Here is a 19876-nt window from a genome sequence, read left to right on the forward strand (position 1 = left end):
GCCGTGGCGACCTCCCGATAATCACCAAGGCAAGTCGAGACTAATAGGGCACTGTATTAACCCGCTGGAAAACTGATGAATTTGTTCTCGCGCCCTAAGATATGACCCCTCCGCTCCGGGCCAGATCCTGTGGGAGTCCGATACCCACGAAATGGGGCGAAGTGAACCCACTCACGTCAAAGCAAACGGCGAACACCTCAACGGCTGGTCGGCGCGCCCGCGAGGACGAAGGACAGATTGGCGGCACCGCCGATGATCGGGCGTCGCGGCAAGCTCAGTCAGTGACTGGGCTTGCGCCGATCGCCTCGGCAAGCTGTTCGGGCAGCAAGGTCAGGAGCCCCGGTGCAACGCCGCCAAGCGGTGTGCCATTGACGGTGGCCGTGACGCCAAGATCCGGAATGGTCGCGGTGTAGGGGCCGGCCGGCACAAGAATTCCGTCCATCGGCAGATTCAGCGTCGTTGGGATGCCCAATGCGTCGATCGTCAACGGGAATGTGGACTGACCGTTGAGCAAGCCATTCGCAACGACAGCAGGAGCATCCAGCACTGCGGCGGTCGCCGCCAAGACGTTTCCGCTTTGCGCCGCAGTGACGAACGCTGTCGCGCTGGTACCAAACGCATCAATCGCATCGACAGGTCCGCCGAGGGCTTCAACTCCTAACGCCAACGGCAAACCCATAGTGGCGTCGATGGCCACCCCGATACCGGTGGGGCTGCTCGGATCTACGACGAGGGTCAGCGTTGAGGTAACGGCCGTGTTTGTCGCGGCGTTGACGATGTTGGTGAAGTTCTGCGATACCAGTTCCGGTACCGATCCGGCTGGCAGCAGGTTGGTGAAGTTCTGCGCCATCTGCCCAGGAATGCCCAAGATCGGCAAGAGGTCTCCAACTGTCCCCGTCGGAGTGATGCTCAGGACGGCATCCGAACCGGCAGTCACGTCAAGACCCGTGATGAACAGGTTTGCCAAACCCGATTCGAGATGGTCGGCCGCGCCACTGACGTTGCCGGCCATGAAGTCTTGGAAGGCCGCCTGATAAGCCGCCGGCAATGCCGCCGCTCCGGTACCAAAGTCATGGGCAGCGCTTTGCAGTGCCGTGCTGATCGTCTGGGCGTAGCCGAGCTGATTGGTGACCAGCGAGTGTAGGAACGCGCCCGGGTCAGCGGCCATTAGGGAGTGGGTACCGAGCTGGATATCGGCCGGCAAGTGCGCCAACGCCGCGGGCAAATTGCTGACTGAGCTTTGCAGCGCAGTCGCGGCAGTCTGCGCGTAGCCCATCTGGTTGGCGATCAGCTGATGTAGGAACGGCGCCGGATTGGCCGCCCAGGCGCCGTCGAGACTTTGCAGGTTGGTGACCGTATTGGAGATCAGCGTCTGATACGGCGCGGCGACGACGTCGCCGAATGTGTTTGGGGTGACAGGAGCCGGCGCGGATGTCCCTGGCGTGTCTGTGCCGCCCACCGCAACGCCGCTGCCGGAACCAGACCCACTCACCGCGACACCGCCATCCGAGCCGGGGTCACTCACCGCGACACCACCATCGGAGCCGGGGTCAGTTGCAGCGACGCCACCCGCGGACACAGTCGTCCCGTCGGACGACGAGGCGGTAGTGCCGGAGGTAACCGCACCATCCGTCGCACCGGCCGAGACAGTGCCAGCGGTCGCATCGGAGGCAACCGAACCGGTCGTCGCACCGGCCGAGACAGTGCCAGCGGTCGCACCGGACGAAACAGAACCGGCCGCCGAGCCGGACGCGACCGAACCGCTCGTCACGCCCGAGGTCGATGTTCCCGTGGTCGCGGACTGACTGCCGGATCCGCCGGTGCCGATTATCGGGTGCCCCAACAGCGCCTGGGCAGGCGCGTTGACCGCGTTCACCAGCCCCTGCTCGGCCATGGACAAGTCTTGTTGCGCGGTGGCCTCGACGCTGGCATAGGCAGCCGCACCAGCCCGCATCAACCTCACCAGCTGGTCGTGAAATCCCCTCAGTTGGGCGCTCACGACCTGGAATTCCTGGCCGTGGGCGCCAAATAGCTGCGAGATCGCCGTCGATACCTCGTCGCCGCCGGCAGCCAGCACGTCAGTCGTCGGCCCCGCCGCCGCCGCAGTGGCCTCACTGAGCGCCGAGCGAATGCTCGCCAAATCGCCCGCCGCGGCCGCCACCGTGTTTGGCACCACATTCACAAACGACATATCGCTTGCCTCTCGCTCCGCTGCGACGATGACCGCTGGTCACCAGGCAGGAACAAAACTAGTGCGGCAACGGCGACGTGCGCGAAAGTCGAAGCGAACTGACAGCATTCACTACGGAACCGGACAGGAGCGTGCGGAATCAGAAGGCACCGGTGCGGGGGCCGTGGCGAATCGGCACGAAAGTGCCCCCGGCTCGGGTGGATGTGGCCGGGTCACCCGACGCCTGGTCAATCGTTCAGCTGCGCAACACGGCGCCGACTCGCTGGGCAGCGCATTGCACCGCGGCGTCGCGTGCCGCGCTCGCGTCGTCTTCGGTCAGCGTGCGATCCGGTGCGCGGAACCGCAGCGCGAAGGTCAACGATTTTCGGTCGTCCCCGATTTGCGGGCCGGTAAAGACGTCGAACAGCTGCAGATCCTCCAGCAGATCTCCGGCACCGTCTCGGACGGCATCGGCAACCATCTGTGCCGAGACGTCGGCGGCCACCACCAGGCTGAGATCCTGGAACACCGCGGGAAAGGGTGAAACCCGCGGTGCTGGCAGCGTTTCGACAATGGGTATCGCGTCGAGATTTAGCTCGAGCGCGCAGGTCCCCTTCGGCAGGCCGGCCCGTTCGATCACCGCGGGATGCAGCTGGCCGGCGTGACCGACGACGGCTTCACCGACGAGCACCTCCGCGCATCGCCCCGGATGCCACGGCAGGTGTTGCGTAGCCCGCAGCATCACGTCGACGGCGCTGGCGCGCGCGATGATACGCACCGCTTCGAAGGCGTCGGCGGCCTCGACGGCGCGACCCGGGCCCCACGGTCCCCGCGGTTCACGTAGGCCAGTCAGCACCGCAGCGACGTGCTGTGGTTGGCGGGGCAGGGACGCATCCAGCGCGGCAATCTCCCCGTCGGTGGGCCGGCGGTGCACGGGAATTAGCTCGATGCCGCGAGTCTGATCAGTTGGCTGGACCACCTGCGCCACGGCGTAGAGCGCGACATCTGCCAGACCCCGGGAGACGTTGCGCCCCAGTGCCTCAAGCAGCGCGGGAAGCAATGTCGTGGCCAGCTGGGGACGGTCGGCCTCCAATGGATTGACAACATTTGTCGTCGCCCGTCGCGGATCGTCGGCGGCCAGCCCCCACAGGTCAAATACGCCGGCGGGCAGAAAAGGCGTCGGCAGGATCTCGGTGAATCCGGACAGTGCCAGCGACTTTCCGATCGCGCGGCGGCGCCGCTGGCCAGCGGTCAGCCCGCGACCCGCTGGCGCGGAGGGCAGCACCGAGGGAATAGCCTCGAGCCCCTCCAACCGCATCACTTCCTCAACGAGGTCAGCGGGCTGCTGAAGGTCCGGTCGCCAACTTGGCGGTGTCACGGTCAACGCCGCCTGGTCACCGACAAGCACCTCAGCACCGATCTGGGCCAGCCGCCGGGCTGTTGTGCCCGGGCCGTAGACCACTCCCGCAAACCGATCCGGCAGGTCAGCATCGATCCGGATCGGTGGTGGCGACCAGTCATCGCGCGGCGGGTCACCCCGCCAGTCAGTCAGCGACGGCGACACCGCTCCCCCGGCGATGTCGGCGAGCAGCGCCGCACAGCGATCCAGAGCGGCCACCGAAACTGCGGGGTCAACCGACCGTTCGTACCGGCGCGCCGCCTCACTGGGCAAGTGCAGTCGCCGCTGCGTGCGTGATACCGCGGCGGCGTCCCATATCGCCGCCTCGAGCAGCACATCGGTGGAACCGCCGCGCACCTCGGTGCTGGCCGCGCCCATGACGCCCCCGATCGCGGTGGTCGCGACCTCGTCGACGATCAGCACGTCGGTGGGATCGAGCCGGCGTTCCACATCGTCGAAAGTGACCACGGTTTCCCCGGGCCAGGCAAAGCGCACACTGAACGCCCCGCTGATCCGGTTGCGGTCGTGCGCATGCATCGGGTGACCCAGTTCCAGCATCACGTAGTTGGTCACATCCACTGCCGGCGAGGTCACGCGCATACCGCACATCAACAGCCGGCGTTGCAGCCACCATGGCGACACAGCACCCGGGTCGATGCCGGTGACGGGACGCAGCGCAAACCGGCGCACGCCGGTCTCGGGGTGCACGTTCAACGGCCATGCTTCGCCCTCGGCCGGTAACGGTGCGACATCGGCGGGATCGACAAAGTCCAGGTCGAATGCGCACGCGATCTCACGGGCCAAACCGCGGATCGACATGCAATAACCACGGTCGGGGGTGATGGCCAGATGGAAGACCACGTCATCAAAACCCAGGATGTCGGCGGCCGCTGCCCCAGGCTGGGCGGTTCCGGGCGGCAACACCAGGATCCCGGAATGCTCAGCCCCCAGACCGAGTTCGGCCGCCGAGCACATCATCCCCTTTGATTTGCGGCCATAGGTCTTGCGGACGACGATCTCGAATCCACTGGGCAAGATGGTGCCGGGCAGGGCCCCTACGACCAGGTCACCAACCGCAAAGTTGGTTGCGCCACAAACAATCTCGCGGCCCTCGCCCTCACCGAAGTCGACACTACAGGCACGGATCGGCTTCTTGAACCCGGAGAGCTCTTCAATCTCGATCACGCGGCCAACGGTCAACGGCCCGGTCACAGGTCCCACCGGAGTCACCGCTTCGACTTCGTGGCCGATGCGCACCAGCGCCTGCTCGAGCTCCTCCGGCGAGACATCCCACCCCGGCGCACCGGCCGCAACAACCTCACGCAGCCAGCTATAAGGGACACGCATCAGGCACCAACCCCGAACGGCAACGAGAACCGGACGTCGCCTTCAACCATGTCCCTCATGTCTGGAATTCCATTGCGGAACTGCAGCGTTCGCTCAAGACCCATACCGAATGCAAATCCTGAATACACTTCTGGATCAATTCCCGCGGCCCGCAACACGTTTGGATGCACCATTCCGCAGCCGCCCCATTCCACCCAGTCAGCTCCGCCCTTCTTGTTGGCAAACCATACATCGACCTCGGCGGAGGGTTCGGTGAATGGGAAAAAGTGCGGCCGAATTCGGATGCGCGCCAGTGGCCCGAATTCCGAGCGGGCAAAGGCATCCAGCGTTCCGCGTAGGTGCGCAGTGGTCAGCCCACGGTCCACGGCAAGACCCTCTACCTGATGGAACACCGGCGTGTGGGTGGCATCGAGCTCGTCGGTTCGGAATGTCCGCCCGATTGAAATGATGTAGACCGGCAACTCGCGCTCCAGCAAGGTCCGTACCTGCACCGGCGAGGTATGGGTCCGCAGCAACTGCCGAGAATCCTCCGGCGCGATGTAGAAGGTGTCTTGTTCGCTGCGCGCGGGGTGATCAGGCGGAAAGTTCAGAGCATCGAAGTTGAACTGCTCGGTCTCGACCTCCGGCCCTTCCGCCAGCTCCCATCCCATCGCGATGAAGGTGTCGGCGATGTGCTCGGCCAATATCGTGATCGGGTGCCGCGCGCCGGTCGGCTGCCGGGTCGACGGCAATGTGACGTCAATGCGCTCGGCCACCAACACGGCCGCGTCACGTTCGGCCCGCAGGACCGCCAACCGTTCGTCATAGCTGCACTGCGCGTCACCGCGAGCGAGGTTCACCGCCTTACCGGCGTCCGCGCGCTGTTCTTTGGGAAGCGTGCCCAAGGATTGGCGGGCCAGCGCCAGCGGCGAGCGGTCGCCGAGGTGCTCGGTCTTGGCGCGTGCCAATGCCTCCAGGTTGTCGACCGAAGCAAAGGCCTGATGGGCAAGTTTGACTACGTTCGCCAATCCTTGCGGCGAAAGGTCGACGGGTTGATCACCCACGCGGCGACACTCTCCTTGCTGACGAGGTTGGGTATAGCTGCCTGGCTTCCCCCCGCACGGGAGTGGTGCTTGTACCCCGCAGGGGGCCACCCACCTCAGTCCGTCCCCCGTCCAACAAGTGGGTCCTCAAAGGACCCACGTCATCGCGGGGTGGGGTCACGGCACGGGTGCGACGCAGATGCCGATCATAAGTCATGATCGGTTCGCTTCAGCGAACCCCACTGTACCCAGACATTCACTACCGGTCGGCGCTGCGCCTAAGCCGACGCGACCCGCATCGTTGTCCAGCGCGCCAAGCCGTATGCGACCAACGCACCCACCGCCCCCAGCGCCATCCCACTCGCCGATGTCCAGCGGGTATGTGCCAATAGCAGGAAACCGAACCCCGACGAGACCATCAGTAACGCGTAGCGCGCGGGAGTCCAGCGAATCGGGTGCCTGAAGCGCGCGGTCACCAGCATGCCCAGCAACAACGAAACGGCATGACCCGAGTCGGTGAAATCGCCGCCGGCGACCGCAGCCGCCAAGCCCAGGGCAACCCACCAGCCAATCCACACCGGCCGCCACCGTCGCGAAATTGCCGCGGTAAGCGCCCCCAACACCGCCAGCGTGCCGTAGCTCATACCGACGTCGCTGACGTGGGCGATCGAAACGGGCAACCAACCGAACTCGACCGCACCGGCAAGCGTCGCCGCTACTAGTAGCGTCGCCCCTAGATGGCCGACGAAAAACGCGACGGTAAGCCGCGCGGTGCGCAAGTCGAGCTCGGCAAGGGCGAGCAGACAGGCCAGGCACGGGAGCCAGAAGTAGAGCGGACCCTCGTCGATGAGGAAGGCGCTGTTCCACAGGGTTGCCAAGCGGCCATGCGCCAGATTGTGCAGGTTGGTGCTGGCATGGCGAATCACTCGCTCGTGAGCCTGCGGACCAAGCATCAGCATTGCGATGCTCACCGAGGCGAGCGCCGCTAGGTAGCTGACCGTGAAGCGGGCCCGCGCGAGCCGGCACACGATGGCGAAAATCCACTGAATCGCGTAAGTCATTGCCTTCTACTATGCCTGCAAATCTGTGTCCGCGGTGTCACCAATAGTTGCCAGGTCTTTACGAGTGGTGAGGCGATAAATCGCCAAGTCCGGCGGAATCCCGGTTAGCTTGCTGGCAAACATCGGCCTGCGTGCCCGCTTGGCGACGACGCGCATGGCATCCAACTCGCTTTGTGGGATCAAGTCCAGGGTGGGGCTCGAGATCATGACGCCGCCCTTGGTAGCGCGTTCCATCACCCGAGCTGCGATGTTGACGTCGACTCCGAGCCAGTCAGCCGCCAGCCGCTGCGGTCGGCCGGTGTGGATACCGACTCGCATTCGCGGCGTATAGCCCTCCACTTCAACAGCTTTCAGGGCATCTTGAGCAATCAGGACGGCACGCACCACGACGGTGGGGTTGCGGAACACCGCCATGATCCCGTCACCCAAGCGCTTGACGATATGTCCACCGGCATCCAATAACGGCGGCTCGACGGCCCGCGCCACCTGCCGCAGCAATTTCAGGGCCGCGTCGTCGCCGGCTTGCAGCGACCACGTCGAGAAACCCACCAAATCGGTGAAGACCAGCGTCACCTCCGCATTCGCCGGCCGGCGCGAAACCGCCTCGGTGAACGCCTGCCACACCTGAAGCACACTCAGGCTGACCTCCCGCGATGCGGCATCGCGATCCCCCAGCAGCCGGTCGGCGGCCCGCGCCGCGGCACGGGGACCGCCGTCACCGGCGGTGGATAGCGGATCACCGAACTCAGGATCGCCGGGCAATAATCGCCGCGCTCGTCGGACGAAAGCCACCACACCAGGACTGTGGTTCGTGGATCTCAGCCACTCGACCGGAGAGCGTCGACGCGGGGCAGTCGCAGCCAGCGTGATCGCCGTCTCATCGGGCACGCCGGGATCCCCGTTGTCAGCGCCGACTTCCACCTCGCAAGGGTAGGTGGTGGTGGCTGACCCAGGCAACGACAGCCAAGCGGGTGTGTCACACCCTCCGAACAAACGCCCAGATCACCGTGGATCTGAGGCGTTGGACACGTCTAGAAACCGGGCACGAAGTCATCCAAGAGGCCCGTGATCAGGCCACCAAACTTGCTTCCGTCCAAGAGAATGGCGGTCGGCGCACCACTAGTCGGTGTCAACGTGAGCGTAGCGACGCTGGTGGGAGCCAGCAGACCCCCAACCGGGACACTGACATCCACCGACGTGTATCCAGACCCGTCCGGCGCGGGAACCATCTGCGATATTGCGGTTTGGCCGAACAGGAAGCCGTTCACCGCGCTGCCGGGAGCTGTCAGCAGGGCACCGGCCGCCCCTAGCAGGTCCCCACTTTGCACCGCGCCCGAAAATGCCGTGCCGCTGGCCTGCAGCGCAGCAGCCGTGGTGATCGCCGGGCCGAGCGCGTTCACCCCGAGCCGGAGCGGGAGGGGGACGTTGAGCGATCCCGAGTCGATGACGACTTCTCCCAGTGGCGAGGCTGTCCCGTTCAGCGTCAGGGCCACCGGACCGAATGGAGTATCGAAGCTGTAGGGAGCGCTAAACGGCACGCCCAACAGTGGGTCACCGAGCAACGCGCCGACAACGCCACCGCTGGTCCCGTCGGCCGCGGCGGCGGTGTAGCCGCCTGCGGTCGGCCCAACCAATGAGTGCCCCAGTAGCGCCTGGGCTGGCCCATTGACCACACCGAGTAACGCCTGCTTGGCAGTGGCTTCGGCGCCGGCATACGCGGCTGCGGCGGTGTTCAACAGGGCGACGATCTGCTCATGAAACGCGGCTGCCTGGGCGCCCAGCTCCTGGAACTCCTCGGCGGCCGACCCAAATGCAGCGGTGACGGCTATCGAAACTCCATCGGCCGCGGGTGCGACAAGCTCGATCGTCGGTGCCGCGGCAGCAGCCTGGGCCGCAGTTAGGGCCGAGCCAATGCTTTCCACATTGTCGGCCGCTGCGGCCACCATTTCGGGCGCCACGTTCAGAAACGACATAGCTCTGTCTCCCTTGATTGACCAAAAGATTCACCAGCTAAACACCGCGAAAGTTAGTGTACAGCCGAGCAAACGTCCTGTTTATAACAATTTCTTGGGAGCTCTCCCCGAGGCCGGATTTCCGCTACCCGCGATGTCGGCCAGCCACGGTTCAGGTGCCGCCCCAACCGCCAGTCAGCGGCCCTCACGGGAGCGGCCGGGACCGAATTTCTGGACAACAAACAGGCTGATCACGCCGTTGCTACACCACTGTGGACACTCGGTAACACCATCGCCGGATATCCGCCGAAACCGTAGACAACGTGCGTTGTCACCGCCTATCGTGAGCGCAAATTGAACGCATGGAGGCCGTGATGACAGCCACCTCTCCGCCAGCGGCCAACCCGCTCGGGCCAGACTCGCTGACCTGGAAGTACTTCGGCGACCTGCGCACCGGGATGATGGGCGTGTGGATCGGCGCGATCCAAAACATGTATCCCGAGCTGGGCGCTGGCGTCACGGAACACTCGATCCTGCTCCGCGAGCCACTGCAGCGGGTGGCCCGGTCGGTCTACCCCATCATGGGTATGGTCTACGACGGCGACCGCGCCGCCCAGACCGGACAGCAGATCAAGGGTTATCACCGAACCATCAAGGGCGTGGACGCCGATGGACGTCGCTACCACGCACTCAATCCGGAAACCTTCTACTGGGCACATGCCACGTTCTTCATGCTGGTGGTCAAGGTGGCCGAATACTTCTGCGGTGGCTTGACCGAGGCCGAGAAGCGCCAGTTGTTCGACGAGCACGTGCAGTGGTACCGGATGTATGGGATGAGCATGCGCCCGGTACCCGAGACGTGGGAAGACTTTCAGGATTTCTGGGAGCGGGTGGGCCGCGACGAACTCGAGATCAATCAGGCCACCCTCGACATTTTCAATATGCGCATCCCCAAGCCGAAGTTCGTACTCATGCCCACAGGCATCTGGGACCAGCTGTTCCGACCGCTGGTGGCCGGTCAGCGCTGGATTGCCGCCGGCCTGTTCGAGCCGGCCGTCCGTGAGAAGGCGGGCATGCACTGGACCCAGGGCGACGAGGTGTTGTTGCGATTGTTCGGCAAGGCCGTCGAGCTGGCGTTTCTGGCGGTGCCCGATGAGATCCGGCTACACCCCCGGGCGCTGGCCGCCTACCGACGGGCTGAGGGACGAGTCAAACGTGACGCTCCACTGGTCGAGGCTCCCAGTTTCATGGCGCCTCCATCGGATCGCCGTGGCCTGCCCATGCATTACTTCCCGCCACGCGCCCACCCGGCCAAGGTATTGCTCGAACGGGCGGGATCGCTGGTCCACAGCACCCTCTCGATCGCCGGGCTGCGGCCCGCTCGCGGTCGGAGTCGCACCACGACCGCGGCCTAGGAATCAGCGATCGCTGCTCAATGCCCGGGCGCTCTGATACAGACAAATGGCCGCGGCCGCGGCCACGTTGAGGCTCTCCGCTCCCCCAGACATCGGAATGCGGACGCGGTGATGCGCCGCAGCAGCGACCTCGGCCGACAATCCGTGTGCTTCCGGGCCGAACAGCCACGCGGTGGGAGCTTCGAGCAGTTGGTCGATGTCGTCGAGGGACTTCTCACCGTCTAGCACGCTGGCCAGCACCTGTAGACCGGCCCCACGTAACGCACCAAGCGCTGCGCTGGTGTCAGGCGCGACGATGACGGGAATCGCAAAGATGCTGCCGGCCGATGCGCGCAAACACTTCCCGTTATAGGGATCGACACTGTTGCCGGCCAGAACCACCGCGTTGGCCCCCATGGCATCGGCAATGCGGATGAGTGTGCCCGCGTTGCCCGGCTCGCCGATCTCGACGGCCACCGCAACCAGCCGCGGCGCACCGCTGAGTACCTCCGCCAATCCGGTCGTCGGCATCTCGCAGACGGCAACGAGGCCGCTTCGGGTAACGGTGTCGGACAAAGCCTTTGCGGCACGCTCTGTCACCACATAGACCGGCGCATCCTGCCGGGCTAGCAGCGGCTCGTGCCGTTGCTCGGCGGCCTCGGTGACATACAGCTCGCGGATCAGCCCGCGCGCCGCCGCGGCCTCGACGAGGTTAGGCCCTTCGGCGAGAAAGCGGCTCGTGCGGCGACGCCCCACGTGGCGCTGCAATTTTGCCGCTGCCGAAACCCTGGCCGAGCGCTCGGTGAGAATCTGAGCGGGGCCGGTGGGCCGGCTCCGCTCAGATTCGTGCACGGCATACGCGGTCGCCGGATAGCGACGAAAGTGCCCGGCTCCTCGTCGGGCCGGGCACAGCCCGCATCGTCGCCAGGTTAAGCAGCCTCTCCGGAGGGGGCGTTGACATCCTCCGGCAACGCAGCGCGGGCAACATCGACCAGCGCGGTGAACGCCGCCGGATCGGTGATCGCGATGTCAGCCAGGTTCTTGCGGTCCACCTCGACGCCAGCGGCCTTGAGCCCCTGAATCAGCCGGTTGTAGGTGATGTCGTTGGCACGCGCGGCCGCATTGATGCGCGAGATCCACAATTTCCGGAACTCGCCCTTGCGCGCGCGACGGTCACGGTAGGCGTAGTTCAGTGAATGCAGCTGCTGCTCTTTGGCTTTGCGGTAGAGCCGCGACCGCTGGCCGCGATAGCCTTTCGAGGCTTTTAGGACTGAGCGCCGCTTCTTGTGGGCATTAACTGCCCGCTTAACGCGTGCCATGGGTTGTTCCTACTCTCATTCGGACGTGGTTGGTCAGGTGCTGGCGCCGGCCGGTCTTTGAGACGGCGGGTTAGCCATTCAGCAGCGATTTGACTCGCTTGGTGTCGTTGGCGGCCACCGTGGTGCGGCCATCCAGGCGCCGGGTTCGCTTGCTCGACTTGTGCTCGAGCAGGTGCCGACGGTTGGCCTTCTGCCGGACAATCTTTCCGGTACCGGTACGCCGGAAGCGCTTCGAGGCCCCGCTGTGGGTCTTAGCCTTGGGCATTTTTCCTCAGTTCTGGTATTCGCTAACGAGTTAGTTCGGCTGGTTGTCACCGTCGGCCGAATGGGCCGCGGGGTCGTCAGGATGCCGGGCCCTGGCACGTGTCTTTGCGCCACGGTGCGGTGCCAGCACCATCGTCATGTTGCGCCCGTCCTGCTTGGCGGAGGTTTCGACGAACCCGTACTCGGCGACATCGGCGCCCAGCCGCTGCAGCAGTCGGTAGCCCAACTCCGGCCTGGACTGCTCGCGCCCGCGGAACATGATGGTGACCTTGACCTTCGATCCCGCCTCCAGGAAGCGGATCACGTGGCCCTTTTTGGTCTCGTAATCATGGTCGTCGATCTTCGGCCGCAGCTTCTGTTCTTTGACAACGGTCTGCTGCTGGTTGCGGCGGGATTCACGCGCCTTTTGCGCCGCCTCGTACTTGTACTTGCCGTAGTCCATGATCTTGCAGACCGGTGGTCTGGCGTTCGGGGCAACTTCGACAAGGTCGAGGTCGGCATCCGCGGCGACGCGGAGTGCGTCTTCGATACGCACTATGCCTACCTGCTCCCCTCCTGGGCCGATCAATCGGACTTCAGGTACGCGAATGCGCTCGTTGACGCGGGTCTCAGTGCTGATGGGGCCTCCCTGGTTGGTCTTATTCCACGGCGGTCAGAGCCCGGACGGGCGGGAATCAGCGCGGTGGAATGCCAAGCCATCAGCAAAAAAGCCCTGCGCTAGCAGGGCCCAATGCCGACCGATCGCGGGCCCAGTAGTGACTACTGCAGCCGCCTGCGTCACACGCAGAACAGGCAATTTCGTGATGCCTGTGACCGGACCGCACAACCTTGAAAACCGAGAAAGTTCTCGTGGCTAGCGGTGGGAGTGGGACTCCACTTAACTGTCCCTGGCCTTCGCCGGGATGGTGCGACCGTCAGTCTAGCAGCCACGACGCTCTACCCGGACAATGTGCTCACCCAGCCGCCGACCCGCGCGCACCAGGGCGGTAGGACTCGGCTGCCACTTCGCCGGGATTTTCCGGTTCATAAGGAATATCCTCGCGGTCTGTGACCGTCACAAAGCCTCGCTCGGTGCAGAGTAGGCACATCTCTCGGTATGACTGGGTTCCGGCCGCCGCTGGCTGGGCCGTCGGGGTCATCGCGACCCTGTCACTGCTGGCCAGCATTTCGCCGCTGGTTCGGTGGATCATCAAGGTTCCCCGAGAATTCATCAACAGTTATCTGTTCAATTTTCCCGACACCAGCTTCGCCTGGTCTTTTGTGCTGGCACTGCTGGCGGCGGCCCTGGCCGCGCGTAAACGGATCGCCTGGCTACTGCTGCTGACCAACGTCGTCTTGGCGGCTTTCCTCAACGCCGCCGACATCGCCGCGGGCGGCAACACCGCGGCCCAGAACTTCGGCGAAAACCTCGGGTTCGCAGTACACGTGGTGGCGATCGTCGTGCTGGTGCTGGGATATCGGCAGTTCTGGGCCAAGGTCCGCAGGGGTGCACTGTTCAAGGCGGCCGCGGTGCTGGTGGCCGGTGGTGCGATCGGAATCCTGGTGTCCTGGGGCCTGGTCGAGCTGTTTCCGGGATCCCTCGCGCCGCACGACCGTTTGCCCTACGTGGCCAACCGGGTGATCGGCTTCGCCCTGGCCGATCCCGACCTGTTCACCGGCCGGCCGCACGTCTTCCTCAACGCCATGTTCGGCTTGTTCGGCGCTCTCGCCCTAATTGCGGCCACCATCGTGCTGTTTCAGTCCCAGCGTGCCGACAACGCGTTGACCGGCGAGGACGAGTCGGCCATCCGGGGGTTGCTCGAGCTGTACGGCAACAGCGACTCGCTGGGCTACTTCGCGACCCGTCGCGACAAGTCGGTGATATTCGCCTCCATCGGCCGTGCCGCCATCACCTATCGGGTCGAAATCGGTGTCTGCCTGGCCAGTGGCGATCCGGTAGGCGACCCGCGGTCGTGGCCGCAAGCGATCGACGCATGGCTACGGCTGTGCCAGACCTATGGTTGGTCGCCCGGTGTGATGGGGGCCAGTTCACAAGGGGCCAAGGCATATCGCGAGGCGGGTTTGAACGCGCTTGAACTCGGCGACGAGGCGATCTTTGTGCCCGCCGATTTCACGCTGTCCGGCCCCGACATGCGCGGCGTGCGCCAAGCCGTGACCAGGGCACGTCGCGCCGGTCTGACGGTGCGCATCCGGCGTCACCGGGATATCTCCGACGCCGAAATGGAACAGACGATCGATCGCGCCGACGGCTGGCGCGACACCGAATCCGAGCGCGGCTTCTCGATGGCGCTCGGCCGCCTCGGCGACCCGGCCGACACCGACTGCTTGTTGGTCGAGGCGCTTGACCCCGACGACCTGGTAGTGGCGATGTTGTCGCTGGTGCCTTGGGGTACCAGCGGGGTCTCCCTGGACCTGATGAGACGTTCTCCGCAATCGCCCAACGGCACCATCGAGCTGATGGTCAGCGAACTGGCGCTGCGCGCCGAAGGCCTCGGCATCAGCCGCATCTCGCTGAACTTCGCGATGTTCCGGTCGGCTTTCGAGCAAGGCGCCCAATTGGGCGCCGGGCCGGTGGCCCGCTTGTGGCGTTGGCTGCTGGTCTTCTTTTCCCGGTGGTGGCAGATCGAGACGCTGTACCGATCCAACCAGAAGTATCAGCCGCAATGGGTGCCCCGCTACGCCTGCTATGAGGACGCGCGGGTGATCCCCAAGGTGGGTGTCGCCTCCGTGATCGCCGAGGGGTTCCTGGTATTGCCATTCAGCCGGCGCGACAAGGTGCACACCGGTCACCATCCCGCGGTCCCCGAACGGCTGGCGGCCACCGGTTTGTTGCACCATGACGGATCGGCGCCCGACGTCAGCGGGCTGCGGCAATCGGCAATTGCCGACGGCGACGACCCCCAACGTCGGCTGCCCGAGCAAGTCCGGGTGCGGCTGAACAAGTTGAAGAAATTGCGCAGCAGCGGCATTGACGCCTATCCGGTGGGCGAACCGCCCACTCATACAGTCGCGCAAGCGATGGACGCCGACGACCAGGCGAGCGTGTCGGTATCCGGGCGGATCTTGCGGGTACGCAACTACGGTGGAGTGCTGTTCGCGCACTTGCGCGACTGGAGCGGCGAGATTCAGGTGCTGCTGGACAACTCGCGACTCGAGCAGGGCCGCGCCGCGGATTTCAACGCGGCCATAGACCTTGGTGACCTGGTCGAGATGACCGGGCAGATGGGTTCGAGCAAGACCGGAACGCGATCACTGATCGTGCGCCGCTGGCGTCTGATCGGTAAGTGCCTGCGCCCCTTGCCCAACAAGTGGAAGGGGTTGACCGATCCCGAAGCCCGAGTGCGGACCCGCTACGTAGACCTCGCTGTCAACGCCGAGTCACGCGCCCTCATCACGGCCCGCAGCGCGGTGCTGCGCTCCGTCCGAGAAACCCTGTCCGCCAAGGGGTTCATCGAGGTCGAGACACCCATCCTGCAACAGGTACACGGCGGCGCAACGGCCCGCCCGTTCATCACCCACATCAACACCTACTCCATGGACCTGTTCTTGCGCATCGCGCCGGAGCTGTATCTCAAGCGGCTGTGCGTCGGCGGGGTGGAACGGGTCTTCGAACTCGGCCGGGCCTTTCGGAATGAGGGCGTCGACTTCAGCCACAACCCGGAGTTCACCCTGTTGGAGGCCTATCAAGCGCACGCCGACTACCGGGTATGGATCGACAGCTGCCGCGAGCTGATCCAAAACGCCGCCCAGGCCGCCAACGGTGCACCCGTCGCGATGCGCCCGGCCGGCGGCGGCCGCCTCGAACCGGTGGACATCTCGGGGGTCTGGACGGTCAAGACCGTGCACGACGCGGTGTCAGAGGCCCTCGGTGAGCAGATCGACGCCGATACCGACTTGGCCACCCTGCGCAGGCTGGCCGACGCCGCACGCATCCCCTATCGGGCGCAGTGGGATGCCGGCGCGGTGGTGCTGGAGCTCTACGAACACCTGGTGGAGAGCCGCACCGAGCAGCCGACGTTCTACCTCGACTTCCCGACCTCGGTGTCCCCGCTGACCCGGCCGCATCGCAGCAAGCCCGGAATCGCCGAACGTTGGGACCTGGTGGCCTGGGGCGTCGAGCTTGGTACCGCCTACAGCGAGCTCACCGACCCCGTCGAACAGCGGCTCCGCTTGGAGGAACAGTCTTTGCTCGCCGCCGGCGGGGATCCCGAAGCGATGCAGCTCGACGAAGACTTCCTGCAGGCCATGGAATACGCGATGCCGCCCACCGGGGGCCTCGGCATGGGCGTCGACCGGGTCGTCATGCTGATCACCGGGCGCAGCATCCGTGAAACGCTCCCGTTCCCGCTGGCCAAGCCGCACTAATCCCAGCCAGCTCACAGCTATTCCCCGCGGTTGGGGGCCGGTGATGTTTGACAATGAGACCGTGACAACGTCGCCGCCTGCCCTGGCGCGCGTGTTGGCCAGTACTCACACCTCTTTGATGCATGGTTGGGTGCCGGACACCGTGCAGGTCGTGACCGCGATCGTGCTGCTGCTTGCCATCGGTTGGCGATCTCGGCGGCGACTACCCGCGGCCGTGATTTTTGGCGCCATAGCGGCCTGGGCAACCCGTTGGTACCTGGGCACACTGGCCAATGAGCCCGTCCCGGCGGCGTTGTGGGTGTGGGTCGGGTTGACCGCGGTGGCCGCGGCGATGCTGGTCGTGGGCTGGCGCGGGGCCCGCTGGCGACGCCGCACCGCCTCCCTGGTCGCAGTTCCACTCTGTGCGCTTTGCGCGGCGCTGGGGCTCAACATCTGGGTCGGCTACTTCCCGACCGTGCAGGCCGCGTGGAATCAGCTGAGCTCTGGCCCGTTGCCGGATCAGGCGGACCCGGCCGCGGTTGTCGCGATGGCCGGCAAGGGAGTGCGCCCAGCGCACGGCAGCATGGTTCCGGTGACGATCCCGTCCAACGCGTCGCACTTCAAACACCGGGGTGAACTCGTCTATCTGCCTCCCGCCTGGTTCGCCAGCTATCCGCCGCCGCGGCTGCCGGCGGTGATGATGATCGGCGGCCAGTTCAACACGCCCGCCGACTGGGCGCGCGCCGGTAACGCCGTGCGCACGATCGACGATTTTGCGCTCGCCCACAACGGCAATGCACCGGTGCTGGTGTTCGTGGATTCCGGGGGCGCCTTCAACAACGACACCGAATGCGTCAACGGGCGGCGCGGCAACGCAGCCGACCATCTAACTAAAGATGTTGTGCCCTATATGATCTCGGCGTTTGATGTCGGCCCCGAACCATCAAACTGGGGCATTGTGGGCTGGTCGATGGGCGGGACCTGCGCGGTAGATCTGACCGTCATGCACCCTTCCCTGTTCAGCGCCTTTGTTGATGTTGCGGGCGACTTTTACCCAAACGCGGGAAACAAGGCGGAAACCATCACCAGGCTTTTCGGCGGCAATGCTGACGCCTGGGCCGCGTTCGACCCTACAACGGTGATCAACCGACATGGGCAGTACACCGGAATTTCGGGCTGGTTCAGCATTTCGGTACCGGCGGGGCCGGGAGCCCCGCGTGACGTCGCGATCACCGACCCCGCCGTGATGCGGCTGGCCGGACGCGAAGCCGCCGCCAATCCGAGCAACCAGACCGCCGCGGCCAACTCCTTGTGCGCACTGGGTCGCGCCAACGGCATCGACTGCGCGGTGGTCCCCCAGCCGGGACGGCACGACTGGCCCTTCGCCGACCAGGACTTCGCCCGGGCGCTGCCGTGGCTGGCCGGTCAGCTGGGGACCCCGGGAGTGCCTCGTATTCCGGTGCCAGGCACGGCGTCTCCGGCGACTCAGGTGGTTCCTGCCGGCCGGTGATTTCGTTGTCCCCCTCGAACGGCTGAAGCAACACGCGGCCCAACATCGCCACAGCTGGTGCTGATGGCGTTGGTTCCGGCGTTGGTCGTGGAGCAGACGGCACTAGTTCGATCGCCGCCCGCAGTAACGTGGCGGGATGCCCGACCAACCAGAGCCTCCCGCCGAGACGCCGTCTGCACCCCCCGACCCGGGGTACGACGACGCCGGCACGCCGACCTTCGAGTCGGTCCGCGAAAAGATCGAGTCCCGCTACGCGACGGCGCTGGGCGCGGCGGAACTCGACGCGGAGACATCCGAAGGACGCACCGTCGAGGGACAGTACGAGCAACGCCAGCGGGCCGCGGCTGAGCGGTTGGCACAGATCCGCGAGTCGATGCGCGAGCATGAGTGACACTGTCCCCACCTCGCGGGTAGGCACCCAATTCGGGCCCTACCGGCTACGGCGATTGCTCGGCCGCGGCGGGATGGGCGAAGTCTACGAAGCCCACGACACCGTCAAAGACCGCACCGTGGCGCTCAAACTCATGTCCCAACAATTCAACTCAGACAGCACATTTCGCCGTCGCATGCAGCGGGAGGCCCATACCGCCGGCCGCCTGCAAGAACCGCACATCGTGCCCATTCACGACTTCGGTGAGATCGACGGCCAACTGTTCATCGACATGCGCTTCATCGAAGGCACTGACCTGGGTTCGGTGCTCAAGCGCGGCGCGCTACCCGCACCACGCGCCGTGGCCATCGTCAGCCAGGTGGCTGAAGCGCTCGATGCCGCGCACCGGGGCGGAGTCGTGCACCGCGACATCAAACCCGAAAACATCCTGATCACCGGCAACGACTTCGCCTACCTGGTCGACTTCGGGATCGCGGCGGCAGCCACCGACCAACACCTCGCCAAGACCGGAACCGCGGTGGGCAGCTGGAGCTACATGGCGCCAGAACGATTCGGCGACGACGAAGTCACCTACCGTTCGGACATCTACGCGCTGGCCTGTGTGCTCTACGAATGCCTCACTGGCACACCGCCTTACCAGACCCAGAACCTGAGCACGCTGATGGGCGCACACCTGATGCAGCCGATCCCCCGCCCCAGCCGGCACCGCCCCGACATCCCGACCGCCTTTGACGAGGTGATCGCCCGGGGCATGGCCAAAGACCCCGCTTTGCGCTAGCCCACCGCCGGTGAGCTGGCGCGTGCCGCCCGGCAGGCATTGAGCGCTGGGGGCCAAGAACGCGCGGCGACCCTGATCGCCGGTACCCACCAGCTCGCCGCGCCACCTAGGGGTCCGATGCCGTGGGCCCCGCCACCGTGGACCTCACCGGCGCGGCGCACCCGCACACCGTGGCTCCTGGCGGTCGCAGTCCTGGTTGTTGTCATCGTGGTCGTCGGCACCGGCATCTTCTTGGCCCGCAAGGAGCCCGCTAGCGGTCCCACCGGTGGCGTCAGCACGACTGCTGGGGCCCCGTCGGGCACCACTGCGACAGCCGGCCCGACCGTGGCGCCCACGCAATTGGAATCGTTTCTGCTCAGTCCCGAACAGATCAACACCATTGTCGGCACAACGGGCATCGTCATTGACCACAACGCGACCGAGATGACCGATCCCGGTCCGGAAAACTCGCTGTCAACCGAGCAATGCCTTGGCGCACTCATCGGCTACCAGACCCGGACGTACAAGAGCAGCGGGTACACCGGCATGCTTGCCCAGCTGATGCAAAAGCCGCGCAGCACACCCGGATACGTTGTGGTTCAGGGCGCCGTGATCTTCGCATCCGCAGACCAGGCCGTCGGATTTGTGGCGACTCAGGCCGATCAGTGGCGCACCTGCGCCGGGAAAGACGTGACCCAACTCAACAATGGCAAGACATCCCGATGGACCTTCCGGGACGTCAGCGGCGCCCCACCCAAGATCTCGCTGCAGCGCGATTTGGCCGACAGCGTCGTGGTCTGCCAACACGTGCTCAGCGCGGTGTCCAACATCGTCCTGGACGTCAACGTGTGCGCGCCCAATGTCACCGACCAAGCCAGCGAGATCGCCGACACCATGGCCGCCAAGGTACCGACGTGAGGACACCCGATCGGTGCGCCGCCGCCGT

At 65.4% G+C, this 19876-nt stretch carries 14 protein-coding genes and 1 pseudogene; 5 read left to right on the forward strand and 10 right to left on the reverse strand.

What is annotated here, in order from left to right; translation table 11 throughout:
- Positions 1-274: 274 nt before the first annotated feature.
- The 6 genes from SHTP_RS14110 to SHTP_RS14135 all read right to left on the reverse strand — a co-directional run bounded on the left by SHTP_RS14110 (position 275) and on the right by SHTP_RS14135 (position 8972).
- Positions 275-2191, reverse strand: coding sequence for a PE family protein (locus SHTP_RS14110; protein ID WP_096370926.1), 1917 nt, complete (start codon positions 2189-2191; stop codon positions 275-277).
- Positions 2192-2426: 235 nt separating this feature from the next.
- The gene (gene pheT / locus SHTP_RS14115) at positions 2427-4916 is read right to left on the reverse strand and encodes a phenylalanine--tRNA ligase subunit beta (RefSeq protein ID WP_096370927.1); all 2490 of its coding nucleotides are present in this window, start codon (positions 4914-4916) and stop codon (positions 2427-2429) included.
- Positions 4916-5959, reverse strand: coding sequence for a phenylalanine--tRNA ligase subunit alpha (gene pheS, locus SHTP_RS14120; protein ID WP_096370928.1), 1044 nt, complete (start codon positions 5957-5959; stop codon positions 4916-4918). Before pheS ends, pheT begins: the two co-directional genes overlap by 1 nt.
- A gap of 257 nt (positions 5960-6216) precedes the next feature.
- Entirely contained in the window at positions 6217-6999 is a 783-nt protein-coding gene (locus SHTP_RS14125) for a rhomboid-like protein (RefSeq protein WP_096370929.1), read from the reverse strand.
- A 9-nt stretch (positions 7000-7008) separates the two neighbouring features.
- Positions 7009-7920 (reverse strand): adenylate/guanylate cyclase domain-containing protein, encoded by a 912-nt coding sequence (locus SHTP_RS14130; protein ID WP_197706249.1) that lies wholly within the window; start codon positions 7918-7920, stop codon positions 7009-7011.
- 110 nt (positions 7921-8030) lie between these two features.
- The gene (locus tag SHTP_RS14135; RefSeq protein WP_012394195.1) at positions 8031-8972 is read right to left on the reverse strand and encodes a PE family protein; all 942 of its coding nucleotides are present in this window, start codon (positions 8970-8972) and stop codon (positions 8031-8033) included.
- A gap of 353 nt (positions 8973-9325) precedes the next feature.
- On the opposite strand from SHTP_RS14135, the gene SHTP_RS14140 reads away from it, so the two are divergent.
- Positions 9326-10366: an oxygenase MpaB family protein gene (locus tag SHTP_RS14140; RefSeq protein WP_096372470.1), complete on the forward strand. Its 1041-nt coding sequence runs from the start codon at positions 9326-9328 to the stop codon at positions 10364-10366.
- Positions 10367-10369: 3 nt separating this feature from the next.
- Here SHTP_RS14140 and SHTP_RS14145 read toward each other — a convergent pair whose 3' ends face one another.
- From SHTP_RS14145 to infC, 4 genes are all read right to left on the reverse strand, one after another.
- Positions 10370-11155 carry a TrmH family RNA methyltransferase gene (locus SHTP_RS14145; protein WP_096372471.1) on the reverse strand — a complete coding sequence of 262 codons (786 nt, stop codon included), beginning with the start codon at positions 11153-11155 and terminating at the stop codon, positions 10370-10372.
- 119 nt (positions 11156-11274) lie between these two features.
- Positions 11275-11664 carry a 50S ribosomal protein L20 gene (gene rplT / locus SHTP_RS14150; protein ID WP_012394192.1) on the reverse strand — a complete coding sequence of 130 codons (390 nt, stop codon included), beginning with the start codon at positions 11662-11664 and terminating at the stop codon, positions 11275-11277.
- A gap of 70 nt (positions 11665-11734) precedes the next feature.
- A complete protein-coding gene (gene rpmI / locus SHTP_RS14155) occupies positions 11735-11929 on the reverse strand; it encodes a 50S ribosomal protein L35 (RefSeq protein ID WP_011739748.1) in 195 nt (64 codons plus the stop codon).
- 30 nt (positions 11930-11959) lie between these two features.
- On the reverse strand, positions 11960-12547 hold the full coding sequence (infC, locus tag SHTP_RS14160; RefSeq protein ID WP_081435700.1) for a translation initiation factor IF-3: 588 nt from the start codon (positions 12545-12547) through the stop codon (positions 11960-11962).
- A 428-nt stretch (positions 12548-12975) separates the two neighbouring features.
- Here infC and lysX point away from each other — a divergent pair, with 428 nt between their 5' ends.
- The 4 genes and pseudogenes from lysX (at position 12976) to SHTP_RS14180 (ending at position 19848) form a co-directional block, all read left to right on the forward strand.
- On the forward strand, positions 12976-16293 hold the full coding sequence (lysX, locus tag SHTP_RS14165) for a bifunctional lysylphosphatidylglycerol synthetase/lysine--tRNA ligase LysX (RefSeq protein ID WP_096370931.1): 3318 nt from the start codon (positions 12976-12978) through the stop codon (positions 16291-16293).
- A 43-nt stretch (positions 16294-16336) separates the two neighbouring features.
- Positions 16337-17782, forward strand: a complete 1446-nt coding sequence (locus SHTP_RS14170) for an alpha/beta hydrolase (RefSeq protein ID WP_096370932.1) — start codon at positions 16337-16339, stop codon at positions 17780-17782.
- Positions 17783-17918: 136 nt separating this feature from the next.
- A complete protein-coding gene (locus SHTP_RS14175) occupies positions 17919-18173 on the forward strand; it encodes a hypothetical protein (RefSeq protein WP_096370933.1) in 255 nt (84 codons plus the stop codon).
- Positions 18166-19848, forward strand: a pseudogene (locus SHTP_RS14180) (serine/threonine-protein kinase PknH/PknJ). Before SHTP_RS14175 ends, SHTP_RS14180 begins: the two are co-directional and overlap by 8 nt.
- The last annotated feature ends 28 nt before the right edge of the window (positions 19849-19876 follow it).

The organism is Mycobacterium ulcerans subsp. shinshuense, from assembly GCF_002355775.1.
GTDB classification, from domain to species: domain Bacteria; phylum Actinomycetota; class Actinomycetes; order Mycobacteriales; family Mycobacteriaceae; genus Mycobacterium; species Mycobacterium marinum.